Source organism: Yinghuangia sp. ASG 101 (genome assembly GCF_021165735.1).
In the GTDB taxonomy this organism is placed as follows: Bacteria; Actinomycetota; Actinomycetes; order Streptomycetales; family Streptomycetaceae; genus Yinghuangia.
In genome coordinates, this window is the sequence record NZ_CP088911.1 from 2,924,595 (window position 1) to 2,940,503 (window position 15,909).

Below are 15,909 nucleotides of genomic sequence, written 5' to 3' on the forward strand. Positions count from 1 at the left end.
TAACCAGGCCGGTCTGTCGGGGCGGTGCGGGAGAAAACGCACCCTCCACTGTAGGTCGACGAGACCTGGGTCACATCCCCGTACGGGCGGTCAAGGCCGTCAGCATCGGATCGATCGCGGTGTTGATCTCGGACGCGCACGCGCGGAAGACCGTGAGCGGCGAACCGTACGGGTCCGCGACCTCGTCCCACTCGGGCCCGGGCGCCGCCATACGCCCGCGCAGGGCCGCCGCCGCGCGCACCAGGAACCGGCCGCGTTCCACCAGGTCGCCGTCGGGCACCGCGGAGCGCTCCAGGACGCCGACCAGGCGGGTGAACTCCTTGAGAGTGAAGGTGCGCAGACCCGACGCGTGGCCCATCGACACGACGTGCGCGCGGTGGTCGAGGGTCGCGGTCAGCACCAGGTCCGCCTCCGCGACGTGCTCGTCCTGGAGTTCGCGGCCGAGGAAATCCCCCGGGTCGCCCCCGAACTCGCGGACCACCTCGGCGGCGAACGGCTCCATCGCCGCGCCCTCGTGGCCCCATGTGCCGGCGCTGGTCACCTCGATCCGGTCCGCCTCGTACGACGCCAGGCGCCGCGACAGGCCCAGGCGGGCGAGCCGCTCCGCGATCGGCGACCGGCAGATGCTGCCGGTGCACACGAAGAGGATGCGGAACGGCCCCGCGTCCGCCACCGTTCCGGCCCCGGGAGGGGTCGGGTTCAACTCACGCCTTCCAGATCGGGCACGACCTCGCGCAGCTCGGCCAGGGACAGCGCGCCCTCGCGCAGCAGGCGCGGGCGGCCCGCGGTCAGGTCCACGATCGACGACGGCACCGCCGCGGGGCAGGTGCCGCCGTCCAGGTAGACCGACACGGAGTCGCCGAGCTGGTCCACGGCGTCGGCGACCGTGGCGGCCGGCGCGTTGCCCGAGCGGTTCGCGCTGCTCACCGCCATCGGACCGGTCTCGGTCAACAGTTCGATCGCCACCGGGTGCAAGGGCATGCGTACGGCGACCGTTCCGCGCGTATCGCCCAGGTCCCACTGCAGCGACGGCTGGTGGAACGCGACGATGGTCAGCGCGCCGGGCCAGAAGGCGTCGACCAGCTCCCAGCCGGTCTCGGGGAACCCGGTGACGAGGCCGTGCAGCGTCGTCGGCGAGCCGACCAGCACCGGGGACGGCATGTTGCGGCCCCGGCCCTTCGCGGTCAGCAGCGAGCGGACCGCCTGCGGGGAGAACGCGTCGGCGCCGATGCCGTACAGCGTGTCGGTCGGCATGACGACCAGCTCGCCGCGTTTCACCGCACTCGCGGCCTCGCGCAGGCCCAGGCTGCGATCCAGCGTGTCGGAGCAGTCGTAGCGTCGGCTCATCGGGACTGTCCTTCCAAACGGTGCGTGTCTTCGCTGAACTGCCCACCCCGGGGGACGCCCCCGGGAACCGCCGCCGGCCTCACGCGTGCTTCCCGCGAGCCGCCGCGCTCCACACCCCCGGAGGCACCCCCCGGACCCCCGGCCACACTCACGCGCCCTCCTTGCGAGCCGTAGTGAACCGCGGCCGGTTGTTCAGATCCCGGTGGTCGGCGGCGTCGACCCAGCCGGACTCCTCGTTGAAGATCCACGGCACGGTGCCGCCCTGAGTGTCCGCGTGTTCGACGACGACGAGACCGCCGGGCCGCAGGAGGCGGTACGCGGCGCGGGACAGGCCGCGGATCACGTCGAGGCCGTCCGGGCCGGAGAACAGCGCCATCTCGGGGTCGTGGTCGCGCGCCTCGGGGGCGACGTTCTCCCATTCCTCCAGCGGGATGTAGGGCGGGTTGCTGATCACCAGGTCCACCGTGCCGTGCAGGTGCGGCAGGGCCGCCAGCGCGTCGCCGTGGTGCAGGTTCACGCGGGATCCGGCGGCGTTGCGCCGCGCGTACCCGAACGCGCGTTCGTCCAGCTCGACGGCGTGCACGACGGAGCGCGGCACCTCCTGGGCGACCGCCAGCGCGATCGCCCCCGACCCGGTGCACAGGTCGACCACAAGGGGCTCCGCGACGTCCATCGCGCGCAGCGCCTCTATGGCCCAGCCGACGACCACCTCGGTCTCCGGACGCGGGACGAAAACCCCCGGGCCGACATGCAGTTCGAGGTAGCGGAAGAACGCCCGGCCGGTGATGTGCTGGAGCGGTTCGCGCGCCTCCCGGCGGGCCACCGCGGCCCAGAACCGCGCGTCGAAGTCCCCGTCGGCGACGGTATGCAACTCGCCCCGCTTGACCCCGTGCACGTACGCGGCCAGCTCCTCGGCATCGAAACGGGGCGAGGGCACGCCCGCGTCGGCCAGTCGCAGGGTGGCCTGGGCCACCTCGGCGAGCAGCAGGTTCATCATTCTCCGTCCGCAGTCCCGGGCCGGAGCCCGGGGATGCCGTGTGGGCGTGGGGGCCGTCTCCGGGGGTCCGCCCGGTCCGGCTCCAGCCGGCGGCTCAGCCGCTGAGGGCCAGTCTGGCTTCCGTGTCGGCGTCCGCGCACGCCTGGACCACAGCGTCGAGGTCGCCGTCGAGCACCTGATCGAGGTTGTACGCCTTGTAGCCCACCCGGTGATCGGAGATCCGGTTCTCCGGGAAGTTGTAGGTGCGGATGCGTTCCGACCGGTCCACGGTGCGGACCTGGCTGCGCCGGGCGTCCGCGGCTTCCTTGTCGGCCTCCTCGCGGGCCGCGGCGAGCAACCGGGCGCGCAGGATGCGCATCGCCTGCTCCTTGTTCTGGAGCTGGCTCTTCTCGTTCTGGCACGACGCGACGACACCCGTCGGCAGGTGTGTGATGCGCACCGCGGAGTCGGTGGTGTTGACCGACTGGCCGCCGGGGCCCGACGAGCGGTAGACGTCGACGCGCAGGTCGTTGGGATTGATCTCGACGTCGATGTCCTCGGCCTCGGGAAGCACCAGGACGCCGGCCGCGGAGGTGTGGATGCGGCCCTGCGACTCGGTGGCCGGCACGCGCTGCACGCGGTGCACGCCGCCCTCGAACTTGAGGCGGGCGAAGACGCCCTCGCCGGGCGCCGGGCTGCCCTTGTACTTGACGGCGACCGAGACGTCCTTGTAGCCGCCGAGATCGGACTCGTTGGCGTCGATGACCTCGGTCTTCCAGCCGGCGCGCTCCGCGTACCTCAGGTACATGCGCAGCAGGTCCCCGGCGAACAGCGCGGACTCGTCGCCGCCTTCGCCCGCCTTGATCTCGAGGATGACGTCCTTGTCGTCGGCGGGGTCACGCGGTACGAGCAGGTGGCGCAGCTTGTCGGCGAGTTCGTCGCGGCGGCGCTCCTGCTCGTCGGCCTCGGCGGCGAAGTCCGGGTCCTCGGAGGCGAGTTCGCGGGCGGTCGCGATGTCGTCGCCGGTCCGGAGCCAGGAGCGGTACGTGTCGACGATGGGGCTCAGCTCGGCGTACCGGCGGCCGAGCGTACGGGCGCGCGACTGGTCGGCATGGACCTGGGGGTCGGCGAGGCGCCGTTCGAGGTCGGCGTGCTCGGCGAGAAGTTCGTCCATCGCCTCGAACACGGGGGTTGCTCCTGTCGGTGGCGGGCGCGGGTGGGGGCGGACAAACGAACGACGCCGGAGGGGCGGGCGCGGGTCTCGGCCCGGCCCACACACCCCTCCGGCGTCGCAGGTCGCTACTTGGTGCCCGCGCCGGGGCCCTTGCCGAAGCGCTTCTCGAAGCGGGCGACACGGCCGCCGGTGTCGAGGATCTTCTGCTTGCCCGTGTAGAACGGGTGGCACTGCGAGCACACCTCGACCTTGATCTGGCCGCTGGTGGCGGTGCTGCGGGTGGTGAACGCGGAACCGCACGTGCAGGTGACGGTCGTCTCCACGTACTCCGGGTGGATCTCGGGCTTCACAGGGGTCTCCTTGACGATTCGGTGGGCACCGGGTCGCCACCGAAGGAAGGGGCGGACGTGAACCGGAGCCGACAGACCAGTGTGCCAGCCGGGGAGGGCCGTACCAAAATCGGGGCCTCGCAACGGCGCGCACGAGCGCGGCGGGCGTGCGGACCCGGCGGCCTCTGCGCGTGCCGCGCCGCGCGCATCGCCCCGGCGGTGAGGAAAAGCGGGGCCGGACGGGGAACGCGCAACGGCGGCGGACCCGCGCTCGGGTGACCCGGTTACGCCCCACGCGCCCCACGGTTTCGCGCGGCCCCGCCCGCCCGAACACCGCGGCCCCGGCGACCGCGCGTACGCGGTGCCGGGGCCGTCGACCTGCCCGTGGTCGGACGACGTCAGTCGTTCGGCATCGGGGTGGTCTTCTGGATCTGCATCAGGAACTCGGCGTTGCTCTTCGTCTTCTTCATCTTGTCCTGCAGAAGCTCGATCGCCTGCTGCTGCTCCAGCGCGTGCAGCACGCGGCGGAGCTTCCACACGATGGCGAGCTCCTCCGGCGCCATGAGGATCTCCTCCTTGCGGGTGCTGGACGCGTCGACGTCCACCGCGGGGAAGATGCGCTTGTCGGCGAGCTTGCGGTCGAGCTTGAGCTCCATGTTGCCGGTGCCCTTGAACTCCTCGAAGATCACCTCGTCCATGCGCGAGCCGGTCTCGACCAGCGCGGTGGCGAGGATCGTCAGGGAGCCGCCGTTCTCGATGTTGCGCGCGGCACCGAAGAAGCGCTTCGGCGGGTACAGCGCGGTCGAGTCGACACCGCCGGACAGGATGCGGCCCGACGCGGGCGCGGCGAGGTTGTACGCGCGGCCCAGACGGGTGATCGAGTCGAGCAGCACGACAACGTCGTGGCCGAGCTCGACGAGCCGCTTGGCACGCTCGATCGCCAGCTCGGCGACGATCGTGTGGTCCTCGGCCGGCCGGTCGAAGGTCGAGGAGATGACCTCGCCCTTGACCGAGCGCTGCATGTCGGTGACCTCTTCGGGCCGTTCGTCGACGAGGACGACCATGAGGTGGCACTCGGGGTTGTTGTGCGTGATCGCGTTGGCGATCGACTGGAGCACCATCGTCTTGCCGGCCTTCGGCGGCGAGACGATCAGGCCGCGCTGGCCCTTGCCGACCGGGGCGACCAGGTCGATGATCCGGGTCGACAGGACGTTCGGCTCGGTCTCCAGGCGCAGGCGCTCCTGCGGGTAGAGCGGCGTCAGCTTGGTGAAGTCCGGGCGCTGGCGGGCGTGCTCGGGCTCGGAGCCGTTGACGGTGTCGAGCCGGACCAGCGCGTTGAACTTCTCGCGGCGCTCGCCCTCGCGCGGCTGGCGCACCGCGCCGACGATCGCGTCGCCCTTGCGGAGCCCGTTCTTGCGGACCTGGGCGAGGGAGACGTACACGTCGTTCGGGCCCGGCAGGTAACCGGAGGTGCGCACGAACGCGTAGTTCTCCAGGATGTCGAGGATGCCCGCGACGGGGATGAGGACGTCGTCCTCGGCGACCACGGGCTCGTTCGCCTCGTAGCCGTCGCGGCCCCGGCGCCGGTTGCGGTCGCGGTAGCGGCCGCGGCGGCGCCTGCCGCCGCCCTCGAAATCGTCGTCGTCCTGCCCGCCGGCGTCACCGCGGTCGCCTCCGGACGCCGCGCGGTCGCCGCCGGCGCGGTCGGCCCGGTCGTTGCGGTCGCCACGGCCGCGCCCGGCGCGGTCGCCGCGCTGGCCGTCCCCGTCGCGCTCGCGGCGCTGGCCGCGCTCGCGGCGGTCGCGGCGGCTCTCGCGCTCGCCGCCTTCGCCGCGGCCGTCCTGGCGGCCGTCCTGCTGCGCGGTCTCCGCCGTGCCGCTCGACGCACCGCCGGTGTCCGTGGTGGTCTCGGCGGCGGCTTCCCGGTCGCCCTTGTCACCCTTGTCGCCCTTGTCACCGCGCTCGGCGGCCTTGTCGGCGGCGCCGCGGCGGCCCCGGGCCGGCTGCTCGGCGGCCTCGGCGTCCTCGCGGCGGGTACGCGCGGGGGCACCCTCGTTCGCGGCCTGCCCCGGAATGTCGATCGACTGCTGCGCCGCGACATCGGTCACACCGCGGCGCGCGAGACGGCGCGTACGCGTGGGTGCCTCGTTCGCGGGAGGGGTCGCGGCGGGCTCGGCCGCGGCGGGCGCCTCTTGTGCGGGGGCCTCGGCGGGCTGCGCGGGCGCGGCGGCGGCCTTGGCGGCGCGCGTGGCGCGCGGTGCCGCCGGCGGGGACTCGGCGGCGGGCGCCGACTGTTCGCCGCCGCCCTGCTTGGCCTGAATGGCCTCGATGAGCTGGCTCTTGCGCATGCGTCCGGTCCCGCTGATCCCGAGACCGGAGGCAATTTGCTGCAACTCCGCCAGCACCATGCCATTCAGGCCGCCGCCGGCGGCACGACGGCGCCGCGGCGCGGCGGCGGGGGCGTCATTGGCGGCGGACGCGGCCTGGTCGGCGGCCTGGTCCATGAGATCGGTGGTGTCGCTCACGAAGGGTCCTTCCCTGGAGCGGGCGTCGGCCTGGATACGGCTCGGCGACCGGTTGTGCTGTCCGGCCCGTGACCCGGGCCCTGGTGGCCCGGATGCGGGTCCGGTGCGGTGGTCCGCCTGACGGCGGGAATCGTCGAATCTGCGTTCGGCGCGGTTGGGATCGGGCTCACGATCATCTGCGGGAGGTTCGTCCTCTTCGGGCCCCGGGATTTCTCGCTGGAATCCGCGTGATACGACGCCGGGCGGGCGTCGGACGGCTTCGGGGAACCACGCTTTGTCACGAGGGACAGGCAGGAGGGGGATGCTCCCGTATGACCGTGGCCACGGAAAACGAAACCGGGCACCGAACTGGCCCCGCCTGGTAAGGGCTGGACTCCTGGTGCGGTGACATTAACACTACCGGACCCACGCGACATTCCCCCACCCCGTGACATCTCCGAGTCGGTGTCCCCGCGTCCACGTGCGGCTCACCGCGTTTCGCGCCCACGCGGCACCGATGTGTCGCGCCGGGCGTCTCGTGCGGCTCGGCGCCGCGTCCTGCGTCTTTCCCCGCGTCTTTCCCAGCGTCTTTCGTCGGCCGGGGCGCCGCGACCGCCGCCGCGCCCGTCATCGCGTCCCCTGTCGGCGGGCACCCATCGTGGGGTTAGCCCAATGGGAGGACGCCGGCGCCGTCGGCGTCGACCTCCAGTCGCGATGCCACCCATTCCGGGCCCGCGGCGCCGATCACGTCGTCCACCCGTTCGGCCGTCACCAGGGCGAGGACGGTCGGTCCGGCACCCGAGATGACCGCGGCGTGGCCCTGGCCTCGGAGTTTGGCGACCAGCGCGGCGCTGGCCGGCATCGCGGGCGCGCGGTAGTCCTGGTGCAGCCGGTCCTCCGTCGCGGGCAGCAGCAGGTCCGGGCGCGTGGTCAGCGCGGTGACCAGAAGGGCGGCCCGGCCGGCGGTGATCGCGGCCTCGCTGTGCGGGACGTGCGCGGGCAGCAGTCCGCGTGCGACCTCGGTGGACAGCGGCGTCGACGGGACGAAGACCACCGGTGCGATGTCGGCGTGCGGCTGCGCGCCGACCGCGTGGGGGCCGTCCTCGTCGGTCCACGCGGTGGTGAACCCGCCGTACAGGCACGCCGCGACGTTGTCCGGGTGGCCTTCGAGCGCGCTCGCCACGCCGAGCACGGCGGCGTCGTCGAGACGGTCGGCACCGCCGATCGTCAGCGCGCGGGCCGCGACGACCCCCGCGCAGATCGCGGCGGCGGACGAGCCCAGACCGCGGCCGTGCGGAATGCGGTTCGCGCACACGACCTCCAGGCCCGCCGGACGCCCGCCGAGCACCTCGAACGTCGCGTTGAGAGCCCGGACGACGAGGTGGTTCTCGTCACGGTGAAGGCTGTCGGCGCCCTCACCCGCGATGTCTATCGAAAGGCCGCGGTCGGCGATGCGCACGACGACGTCGTCGTACAGGCCCAGCGCGAGCCCGAAAGCATCGAAGCCGGGGCCGAGATTTGCACTCGTCGCGGGCACGCGCACCCGGACAGGGGCGGCACGGAAAGCTGGACCGGCCATCTGTTGTGGACACTCCTCCTCGTGGAGTCCCGGCGGACGCCCGCGAGGACGTGACGACGCCTTGCGGCTGCTCGCCTTCGAGGCTGACCACCTGCGAAAGACACGGTGAAGACAGAACCATGTCGGACCGTGGAAAACGGCGGATACGACGGGCGCGGACCTTGAGACAAGGTCGCTGTGGCCGCGTCAGGGACTCAGCGTAGCGAAAGGACCTTCGCGAACGGCACGCCGCGCCCAGGGTAATTTCTCGATTTCCCGCTGTGTGGCTGTATCGACTCGTCTTGATTCCGACGAATCGCTTCCTTTTGCTTCGGCTCTCCTCGTCTCGTCTTGTCGCGCCCTGCTTGGCTTCCCTTGGCCTTGTCCCGCCGCGGTGCCGTCCGCCGCCGTACCGTGCCGCTCGTCGGAAGTGCGGTGCGGACAACGGCGTTCGCCGTGCGCGTGGGCGGCGTGCGGCGCGGTGGCGTGGCCCGTCAACGTCGTGCCCGTGATTTCCGTCGCATATGCGCGTCGTGTGGGTCGGAACGCCTGTCGGGGGTGCGATCGGTGCCGGGGCGGGGCGGAACGGGTGGGGGCGTCCTGTGCCGGTGCCGGTCGGAATGTCTTCGCGATTCCGGAGTAACTTCCTTGGCGGGCAAGGGTGTTGGGAGTCGTCGTCGGGGCCTGGCCCGTCGCGGCGGGTGCGTGTGGGGGATCGGCGGCGGCGCCGGCGGTCGGGGGCCTCCGAGGAACCCGCGTGTGCGGGCGTCGAACTCGGGGCGTGGGGCGTTCCGGGCTACGGGAACTCCCGTGCGCCGCGTGGTGCTTCCCGGTCGTCCCGGGCCGGTGTCGGACGAATTTCGTCGGCAGCGCGGTGTGTTCGCCGTGTGTGCGACGAGGGGCGCGCGGTGGCCGCGCACCCCTCGTCCGGGATCGGTTTCCGGTCGTTTTCGCCGGCACCGGCCGATGTCCCGATCGGGACGTGCCGGGAGGTCCCTGTCCGTCTCTCCGCGTTCCCGCGAACTCTCAGGCGTCGAGGCCGAGTTGACCTGCGGCGGCGACCGCGTCGACCGGGACGACGACGGGCTTCGGCGCGCCGGCGACCGCCCAGTCGGGGTCCTTCAGCCCGTTGCCGGTCACCGTGCAGACGATGCGCTGGCCCGGGTCGACCAGGCCCAGTTCGGCGGCCTTGAGCAAACCGGCCACGCTCGCCGCCGACGACGGCTCCACGAAGACCCCCTCCTGCGATGCCAACAGCCGGTAGGCCGACAGGATTTGACGGTCCGTCACAGAATCGATGTGACCGCCGGACTCGTCGCGGGCCGCCAGCGCGAAGTCCCACGACGCGGGGTTGCCGATCCGGATCGCGGTGGCGATCGTCTGCGGCGAGGTGACCGGGGCGCCGTTGACGATCGGCGCCGAACCCGCGGCCTGGTAGCCCCACATGCGGGGGAGCCGCGCGGCGAGGCCGTCCTTCGCGTACTCCTGGTAACCCTTCCAATACGCGGTGATGTTGCCCGCGTTGCCGACCGGGAGGACGTGGATGTCCGGAGCGTCGCCGAGCATGTCGACGATCTCGAACGCCGCGGTCTTCTGCCCCTCGATGCGTACCGGGTTGACCGAGTTCACCAGCGCCACGGGGTACTTCTCGGCGAGGTCGCGGGCCAGCGTCAGGCAGTCGTCGAAGTTGCCGTCCACCTGGAGGATGCGCGAGCCGTGCACGAGCGCCTGGCCCATCTTGCCGAGCGCGATCTTGCCGGACGGCACGAGGACCGCGCAGACCATGCCCGCGCGCACCGCGTAGGCCGCCGCCGACGCGCTCGTGTTGCCGGTCGACGCGCAGATCACCGCCTGCGCGCCCTCCTCCTTGGCCTTCGAGATCGCCATCGTCATCCCCCGGTCCTTGAAGGACCCGGTCGGGTTCGCGCCCTCGACCTTGAGATGAACCTCACACCCGGTGCGCTCGGAGAGAACCTGGGCGGGGACGAGAGGCGTACCTCCCTCACGGAGGGTGACGACCGGTGTCGACGGGGAGACGGGGAGGCGGTCCCGGTACTCCTCGATGACCCCGCGCCACTGGTGCGTCCCGCCCGACGGCCGGCCGCTCCGATCGGCGCGTGCGGTTTCGTTCCCCACACTGGTCACAGAACCATTGGCCGCGCTCACGATGGTCATTCCCCTTCCACCCGCATGATGCCGGCGATGTCGCGGACGATGTCGAGTCCGCGGAGTTCGTCCACGGTCGCCGAGAGGGCGGCGTCGGTGGCGCTGTGCGTGACGATGACGAGTGTCGCATCACCGTCGCGGCCCTGCTGCCGCACGGTGTCGATCGACACGTCGTGCTGCGCGAAGACCGTCGCGACCTGGGCCAGGACGCCCGGTTTGTCGGCCACGTCGAGGCTCAGGTGGTAGCGCGTGACGGCCCGGCCCACCGGGCGTACGTCGAGGTTCGCGTACGCCGACTCCCCCGGGCCGGTGGTCTGCGACAGTTTGTTGCGGCACACCGCGACGAGGTCGCCGAGCACGGCGCTCGCGGTCGGCGCGCCACCCGCGCCCGGGCCGTAGAACATCAGGCTGCCGGCCGCCTCGGACTCGACGAAGACCGCGTTGTACGCCTCACGTACCGAAGCGAGCGGATGCGACCTCGGGATCATCGCCGGGTGTACGCGCGCGCTGACCGACGTGCCGTCCTCGCCGCGCTCGCAGATCGCGAGGAGCTTCACGACGCGGTCCATCGTCTTGGCCCCGGCCACATCGGCGGCGGTGACCTCGGTGATGCCCTCGCGGTAGACGTCGGCAGCGGTCACGCGCGTGTGGAACGCGAGACCGGCCAGGATCGCGGCCTTCGCGGCGGCGTCGAAGCCCTCGATGTCGGCGCTCGGGTCGGCCTCCGCGTACCCGAGGCGGGTGGCCTCGTCGAGCGCGTCGGCGAAGCCCGCGCCCGTGGAGTCCATGCGGTCGAGGATGAAGTTGGTCGTCCCGTTGACGATGCCGAGCACGCGGTTGACCTTGTCGCCGGCCAGGCTCTCGCGCAGCGGGCGCAGCAGCGGGATCGCACCCGCGACGGAGGCCTCGTAGTACAGGTCGACGCCGAACTTCGCGGCGGCGGCGTGCAGCGTGGCGCCGTCCTCCGCGAGCAGTGCCTTGTTGGCGGAGACGACGGAGGCGCCGTGCTCCATCGCGGCGAGGATGAGCGTGCGGGCCGGCTCGATGCCGCCGATGACCTCGATCACGACGTCGACGTCGGCGCGGCGGACCAGTTCCTCCGCGTCGGTGGTGAGCAGCGCCGGGTCGATGCCGGGGCGCTCGCGGCCGGAGCGGCGTACCGCGACTCCGGCCAGCTCGACGGGGGCGCCGATGCGCGCGGCGAGGTCCGTGGCATGCGTCGTCATGATGCGGGCCACTTCGGAACCCACCACACCACAACCGAGCAGCGCCACCTTGAGCGGCTGCGTACGCATCATCCGACCTCGCTTCGTCAACGACTTCTCTGCTGGTGCTTCTTCGCCGGTACTTCTCGCGCTGTTTGCCGTCTGTCGCCCGCCGTCCGCTGTGTGCGTCGTCCCGGTGGTGCCCGGGTGGGACCGAAAAACGACACGGGGCCAGTTTCGCCGGGATCACCTGGTGATCCCACGTCCGTCCAGGATCCGAGACGAAAAGCGGACCGGGGTGGCGGGAATTCTTGCGCTGGTTTCCGGGTCTCGGCGGGATATTTTCCTGTCGGTCGCCCGTGATTCCGGTTTCGCTCGTGTCGGGGGCGGGTCTCGCGGTGGACGGGTGTGGCCCGGCCGACAGTCGGCCGGGCCGTGTTTCTCGCGTTCCGGTGGGCGGTGGCCGATGCTCAGCCGACGTCGAGCCTGAGCAGGTCCTCGTCCGTCTCGCGGCGGACCACGACGCGGGCCTGCCCGTCCTTGACCGCGACGACGGGGGGCCGGGCGATGTGGTTGTAGTTGCTCGCCATCGAGCGGCAGTAGGCGCCGGTGGCCGGCACCGCGACGAGGTCGCCGGGAGCGATGTCGGCGGGCAGGTAGGCGTCGCGTACGACGATGTCGCCCGACTCGCAGTGCTTGCCGACGACGCGGGACAGCATCGGCTCGGCGTCACTGCGGCGCGATACGAGCGCGATGTCGTACTCGGCGTCGTACAGCGCGGTGCGGATGTTGTCGGACATGCCGCCGTCGACGCTGACGTACGTGCGCAGGCCCGGCAGCGGCTTGATCGTGCCGACCTCGTACAGCGTGAACGTCGACGGGCCCGCGATGGCCCGGCCCGGCTCGACGGACAGCCGCGGGATGCGCAGGCTCGCGGCCTCGCACTCGCGGCGCACGATCTCTGTCAACTCCTTGGCGATGTCGGCGGGTTGCTTCGGGTCGTCGTGCACGGTGTACGCGATGCCGAGGCCGCCGCCGAGGTCGATCTCCGGCAGCTCGACGCCGTGTTCGTCGCGGATCGCGGCCAGCAGCGCGACCACCCGCCGCGCGGAGACCTCGAAGCCGGCGGTGTCGAAGATCTGCGAACCGATGTGCGAGTGCAGGCCCAGGAGTTCGAGGGAGGAGTGCTTGAGGATGCGGCGCACCGCCTCGGCGGCGTCGCCGTCGGCCACCGACAGCCCGAACTTCTGGTCCTCGTGTGCGGTGGCGATGAACTCGTGGGTGTGCGCCTCGACTCCGACCGTGACACGCACCAACACGCGCTGGGTGACGCCGCGTTGCTCGGCGGCGTAGGCGACGCGGGCGATCTCCTCGTACGAGTCGACGACGATGCGTCCGACGCCGGCCTCGATCGCGCGCTCGATCTCGGGGACGGACTTGTTGTTGCCGTGGAACGCGATGCGGGCCGGATCCATGCCGGCGCTCAGCGCGAGGGCCAGCTCACCGCCGGAGCACACGTCGAGGTTGAGGCCTTCCTCGGCGATCCACTTCACCAGCGCGCGGCACAGGAACGCCTTGCCCGCGTAGAACACGTCGGCGCCGTCGAACGCCTCCTTCCACGCCCGGCAGCGGGCGCGCAGGTCGTCCTCGTCGAGGATGTACGCGGGGGTGCCGAACTCGGCCGCGAGGTCGCGTACGTCCAGCCCCCCGACGGACACCGCACCGGCCGTGCCGCGCCCGGTCGTGAGCGACCAGACCTTGGCGTCCAGCCGGTTGAGGTCCTCCGGGGCGGGGAGCGCGTGGCCCTCCGGGAGGACGTCCGCGTGCCGGGGTCCGGCGGGGTGTGCTGACCTGCTCATGGTGCTGAGGCTCCCCTGTGGGCTGCTGGTGTGCTGCTGGTGTGCTGCCGGTGTGCTGCTTGGCGTGGTGATGCGGATGGGGGTGGGGGTGGGGGTGGGGATCAGGGTGGGGGTGGTGCGGTTGGCGGTGACACCTGTGGGGGCGGTGTCGGCGCTTCTTCCGGACGTCGTCCGCGCCATCCCGTCTCGTCTCGTCCCGTCTCCGCGCGTGCTCCCCCGGCGACCGCGTACCGGCCGCTCCCCTCCACGTTACCCGGCCGAAAAGCGACGGTGGCGGCCCGCGTGTCCGCACGGCCGCCACTGTCACTCGTACTCGAACCCGTGTTCTCTCACGGGTGTGTCACATGCGCTCGGGGGCGGACACACCGAGCAGGCCGAGCCCGTTCGCGACGACGATGCGCGTGGCGTCGGCGAGCCACATCCGGGCGTACGTGAGGTCGGTCGCCGGCTCGTCGCCGAGCGGCATGATGCGGCAGTTGTCGTAGAAGCGGTGGTAGACCCCCGCCAGCTCTTCGAGGTAGCGCGCGACGTGGTGCGGCTCGCGCAGCTCGGCGGCCTTCGCGACGATCCGGGGGAATTCACCGAGCATGCCGAGCAGGTTCGACTCCCACTCGGTGGACAGCAGCTCGGGTTTGAACTCCCCGCGCTCGATCCCGAGTTCCCGCGCTTTGCGTTCGACCCCGCACATGCGCGTGTGCGCGTACTGCACGTAGTGGACCGGGTTTTCGTTGGTGGCGCTGGTCAGCACGTCGATGTCGAGCGTGATCGTCGAGTCCGTCGACGACCGCGCGAGCGAGTAGCGCGCCGCGTCGACGCCGATCCACTCGACGACGTCGTCGATCGTGATGATGTTGCCGGCCCGCTTGCTCATGCGGACCTCCTGGCCGTCGCGCATCATCTTCACGAACTGGCCGATCAGCACCTCGATGTTGTGCTGCGGGTCGTCGCCGGCGCACGCCGCGATGGCCTTGAGGCGCCCGACGTAGCCGTGGTGGTCGGCACCGAGCATGTAGACGCAGACCTCGTTGCCGCGGTCGCGCTTGTTGAGGTAGTAAGCGGCGTCCGAGGCGAAATAGGTCGTCTCGCCGTCCTGCTTGATCAGGACGCGGTCCTTGTCGTCGCCGAAATCGGTCGTCCGCAGCCAGATCGCGCCGCCCTCGGTGAAGACGCGGTTCTGCGCCCGCAGCCGCTCGATCGCCTCCTCGACCGCCCCCGAGTCGTGCAGGCTCTTCTCCGAGAACCACTCGTCGAAGTGCGTGCCGAACTCGTCCATCGAGCGCTGGATCTCCGCGACCATGAGCCGCAGCCCGGTCTCGGTGAAGACCTTCTTCTGCTCGTCGTCCGGCCGTTCGAGCACGCCGGGTTCCTGCCCGACGATCCGGGCGGCGATGTCGTTGATGTACTCGCCGACGTACCCGTCGTCCGGCACCGGCCGACCGTTCGCCGCGGCCATGAGCGAGGCGCCGAACTTGTCGATCTGCACACCGGCGTCGTTGATGTAGTACTCCGTACTGACATCGGCGCCGGCCGCCTTGAGGATGCGCGCGAGCGAGTCGCCCACGGCCGCCCAGCGCACGCCGCCGATATGGATCGGGCCGGTCGGGTTGGCCGACACGAACTCCAGGTTGATCTTGAGCTTCGCGAGGCTGTCGCTGCGGCCGTACGCCTCACCGGCCTCGACGATGGCGCGCGCCAACTCCCCGGCGGACGCGGTGTCGACGGTGATGTTCAGGAACCCCGGCCCCGCGATGTCGACGGCCGCGACACCGCTCACCCGCGCGAGGCGCCCCGCGATGATCTCCGCCACCGCACGCGGCGGCTTCTTCGCCGCCTTCGCCAGCTGCAGTGCGGCGTTGGTCGCGTAATCCCCGTGCTCGCGGTTCTTCGGTCGCTCCACCGTGACGCGCTCGGGCACGTCGACGTTCAATTCGCCCGCCTCGACAGACGCGCGAACCGCGGACAAAACAGCCTGGGAAAGTTCTTCGGGGGTCACGGCAGACAAGCGTAGGCGACCGGGGCGCCGGGGTGCCTCTCAGTATCCACAGGGCCCTCATTCGGGTGTGTGGACATCCGCCTCCGGCGCGGGACGAACGATCGCGAGCCCCCGCACCACCGCCAGCAAGCGGTCGGGATCGAACGGTTTCGTCAGATACGCGTCCACCCCGGCCTCGCGCGCCCGCGCCAAATCCGAACTCTGCGCGCACGCACTGATCATCACGATCTTCAGCCCGCGCGTCCGGGGATCCGCCCGCAGCCGCGTCGCCGTCCGGATCCCGTCGAGCCGCGGCATCACCACGTCGAGCGTGACCAGATCGGGCCGCACCTCGTGCACCATCCCGAGCGCGTCCTCCCCATCCACAGCCGTGGTCACCTCGAACCCCTCAAGCTGCAGATTCACCGCGATCAACCGCCGGATCACCTCGTCGTCATCCACGACAAGCACCCGCCCGGCCATGTCCCCCGTCAACCCGCTCACCCATCGAGCGTAGACACCAACCCCACCCCACCGCACCCAAACCCGACTTCCCACCCCACCATTCCCCCCAAAGAAACCCTGGCGCGAGCACCCTCCCCAGACTGGTAATGTTTCGCGTGCCCCGAGCCCCCGTAGCTCAGGGGATAGAGCAACGGCCTCCGGAGCCGTGTGCGCAGGTTCGAATCCTGCCGGGGGCACTCTGAGTGAACAGCCGCCAACAGCCGAAACACCGGTTGAGCTGGCGGTTTCTTGTTTCTCGGGCCACTGCGGCTAACCCCTCGTATGTCACGGTGCGTCGTCGCGTGCAGGAACAGG

The 15,909-nt window shown here is 71.4% G+C and carries 12 protein-coding genes and 1 tRNA gene; 1 reads left to right on the forward strand and 12 read right to left on the reverse strand.

The genetic code is table 11. The features are described from left to right. Positions 1 to 70: 70 nt before the first annotated feature. The 12 genes from LO772_RS12125 to LO772_RS12180 form a co-directional block, all read right to left on the reverse strand. Complete coding sequence (locus tag LO772_RS12125; protein ID WP_231778414.1) at positions 71 to 703, reverse strand: arsenate reductase/protein-tyrosine-phosphatase family protein; 633 nt, start codon at positions 701 to 703, stop codon at positions 71 to 73. Next, positions 700 to 1,347, reverse strand: coding sequence for an L-threonylcarbamoyladenylate synthase (locus tag LO772_RS12130; protein ID WP_231778415.1), 648 nt, complete (start codon positions 1,345 to 1,347; stop codon positions 700 to 702). The genes LO772_RS12125 and LO772_RS12130 overlap by 4 nt, the downstream gene beginning before the upstream one ends. Positions 1,348 to 1,495: 148 nt before the next feature. Then, on the reverse strand, positions 1,496 to 2,341 hold the full coding sequence (gene prmC, locus LO772_RS12135; protein WP_231779514.1) for a peptide chain release factor N(5)-glutamine methyltransferase: 846 nt from the start codon (positions 2,339 to 2,341) through the stop codon (positions 1,496 to 1,498). A 97-nt stretch (positions 2,342 to 2,438) separates the two neighbouring features. Then, a complete protein-coding gene (gene prfA, locus LO772_RS12140) occupies positions 2,439 to 3,509 on the reverse strand; it encodes a peptide chain release factor 1 (protein WP_231778416.1) in 1,071 nt (356 codons plus the stop codon). A 113-nt stretch (positions 3,510 to 3,622) separates the two neighbouring features. Beyond that, a complete protein-coding gene (gene rpmE, locus LO772_RS12145; protein ID WP_231778417.1) occupies positions 3,623 to 3,847 on the reverse strand; it encodes a 50S ribosomal protein L31 in 225 nt (74 codons plus the stop codon). A 377-nt stretch (positions 3,848 to 4,224) separates the two neighbouring features. Next, complete coding sequence (rho, locus tag LO772_RS12150) at positions 4,225 to 6,351, reverse strand: transcription termination factor Rho (protein WP_231778418.1); 2,127 nt, start codon at positions 6,349 to 6,351, stop codon at positions 4,225 to 4,227. 643 nt (positions 6,352 to 6,994) lie between these two features. After that, a complete protein-coding gene (thrB, locus tag LO772_RS12155) occupies positions 6,995 to 7,909 on the reverse strand; it encodes a homoserine kinase (RefSeq protein ID WP_231778419.1) in 915 nt (304 codons plus the stop codon). 1,005 nt (positions 7,910 to 8,914) lie between these two features. After that, a complete protein-coding gene (gene thrC / locus LO772_RS12160; protein WP_231778420.1) occupies positions 8,915 to 10,063 on the reverse strand; it encodes a threonine synthase in 1,149 nt (382 codons plus the stop codon). Continuing rightward, positions 10,060 to 11,352: a homoserine dehydrogenase gene (locus LO772_RS12165; protein WP_231778421.1), complete on the reverse strand. Its 1,293-nt coding sequence runs from the start codon at positions 11,350 to 11,352 to the stop codon at positions 10,060 to 10,062. Before LO772_RS12165 ends, thrC begins: the two co-directional genes overlap by 4 nt. Positions 11,353 to 11,729: 377 nt before the next feature. Next, a complete protein-coding gene (gene lysA / locus LO772_RS12170; protein ID WP_231779515.1) occupies positions 11,730 to 13,118 on the reverse strand; it encodes a diaminopimelate decarboxylase in 1,389 nt (462 codons plus the stop codon). 340 nt (positions 13,119 to 13,458) lie between these two features. Then, complete coding sequence (argS, locus tag LO772_RS12175) at positions 13,459 to 15,111, reverse strand: arginine--tRNA ligase (RefSeq protein WP_231778422.1); 1,653 nt, start codon at positions 15,109 to 15,111, stop codon at positions 13,459 to 13,461. A 57-nt stretch (positions 15,112 to 15,168) separates the two neighbouring features. Beyond that, positions 15,169 to 15,573 carry a response regulator gene (locus LO772_RS12180; RefSeq protein WP_231779516.1) on the reverse strand — a complete coding sequence of 135 codons (405 nt, stop codon included), beginning with the start codon at positions 15,571 to 15,573 and terminating at the stop codon, positions 15,169 to 15,171. Positions 15,574 to 15,719: 146 nt separating this feature from the next. On the opposite strand from LO772_RS12180, the gene LO772_RS12185 reads away from it, so the two are divergent. Then, positions 15,720 to 15,791, forward strand: a tRNA-Arg gene (locus LO772_RS12185). The last annotated feature ends 118 nt before the right edge of the window (positions 15,792 to 15,909 follow it).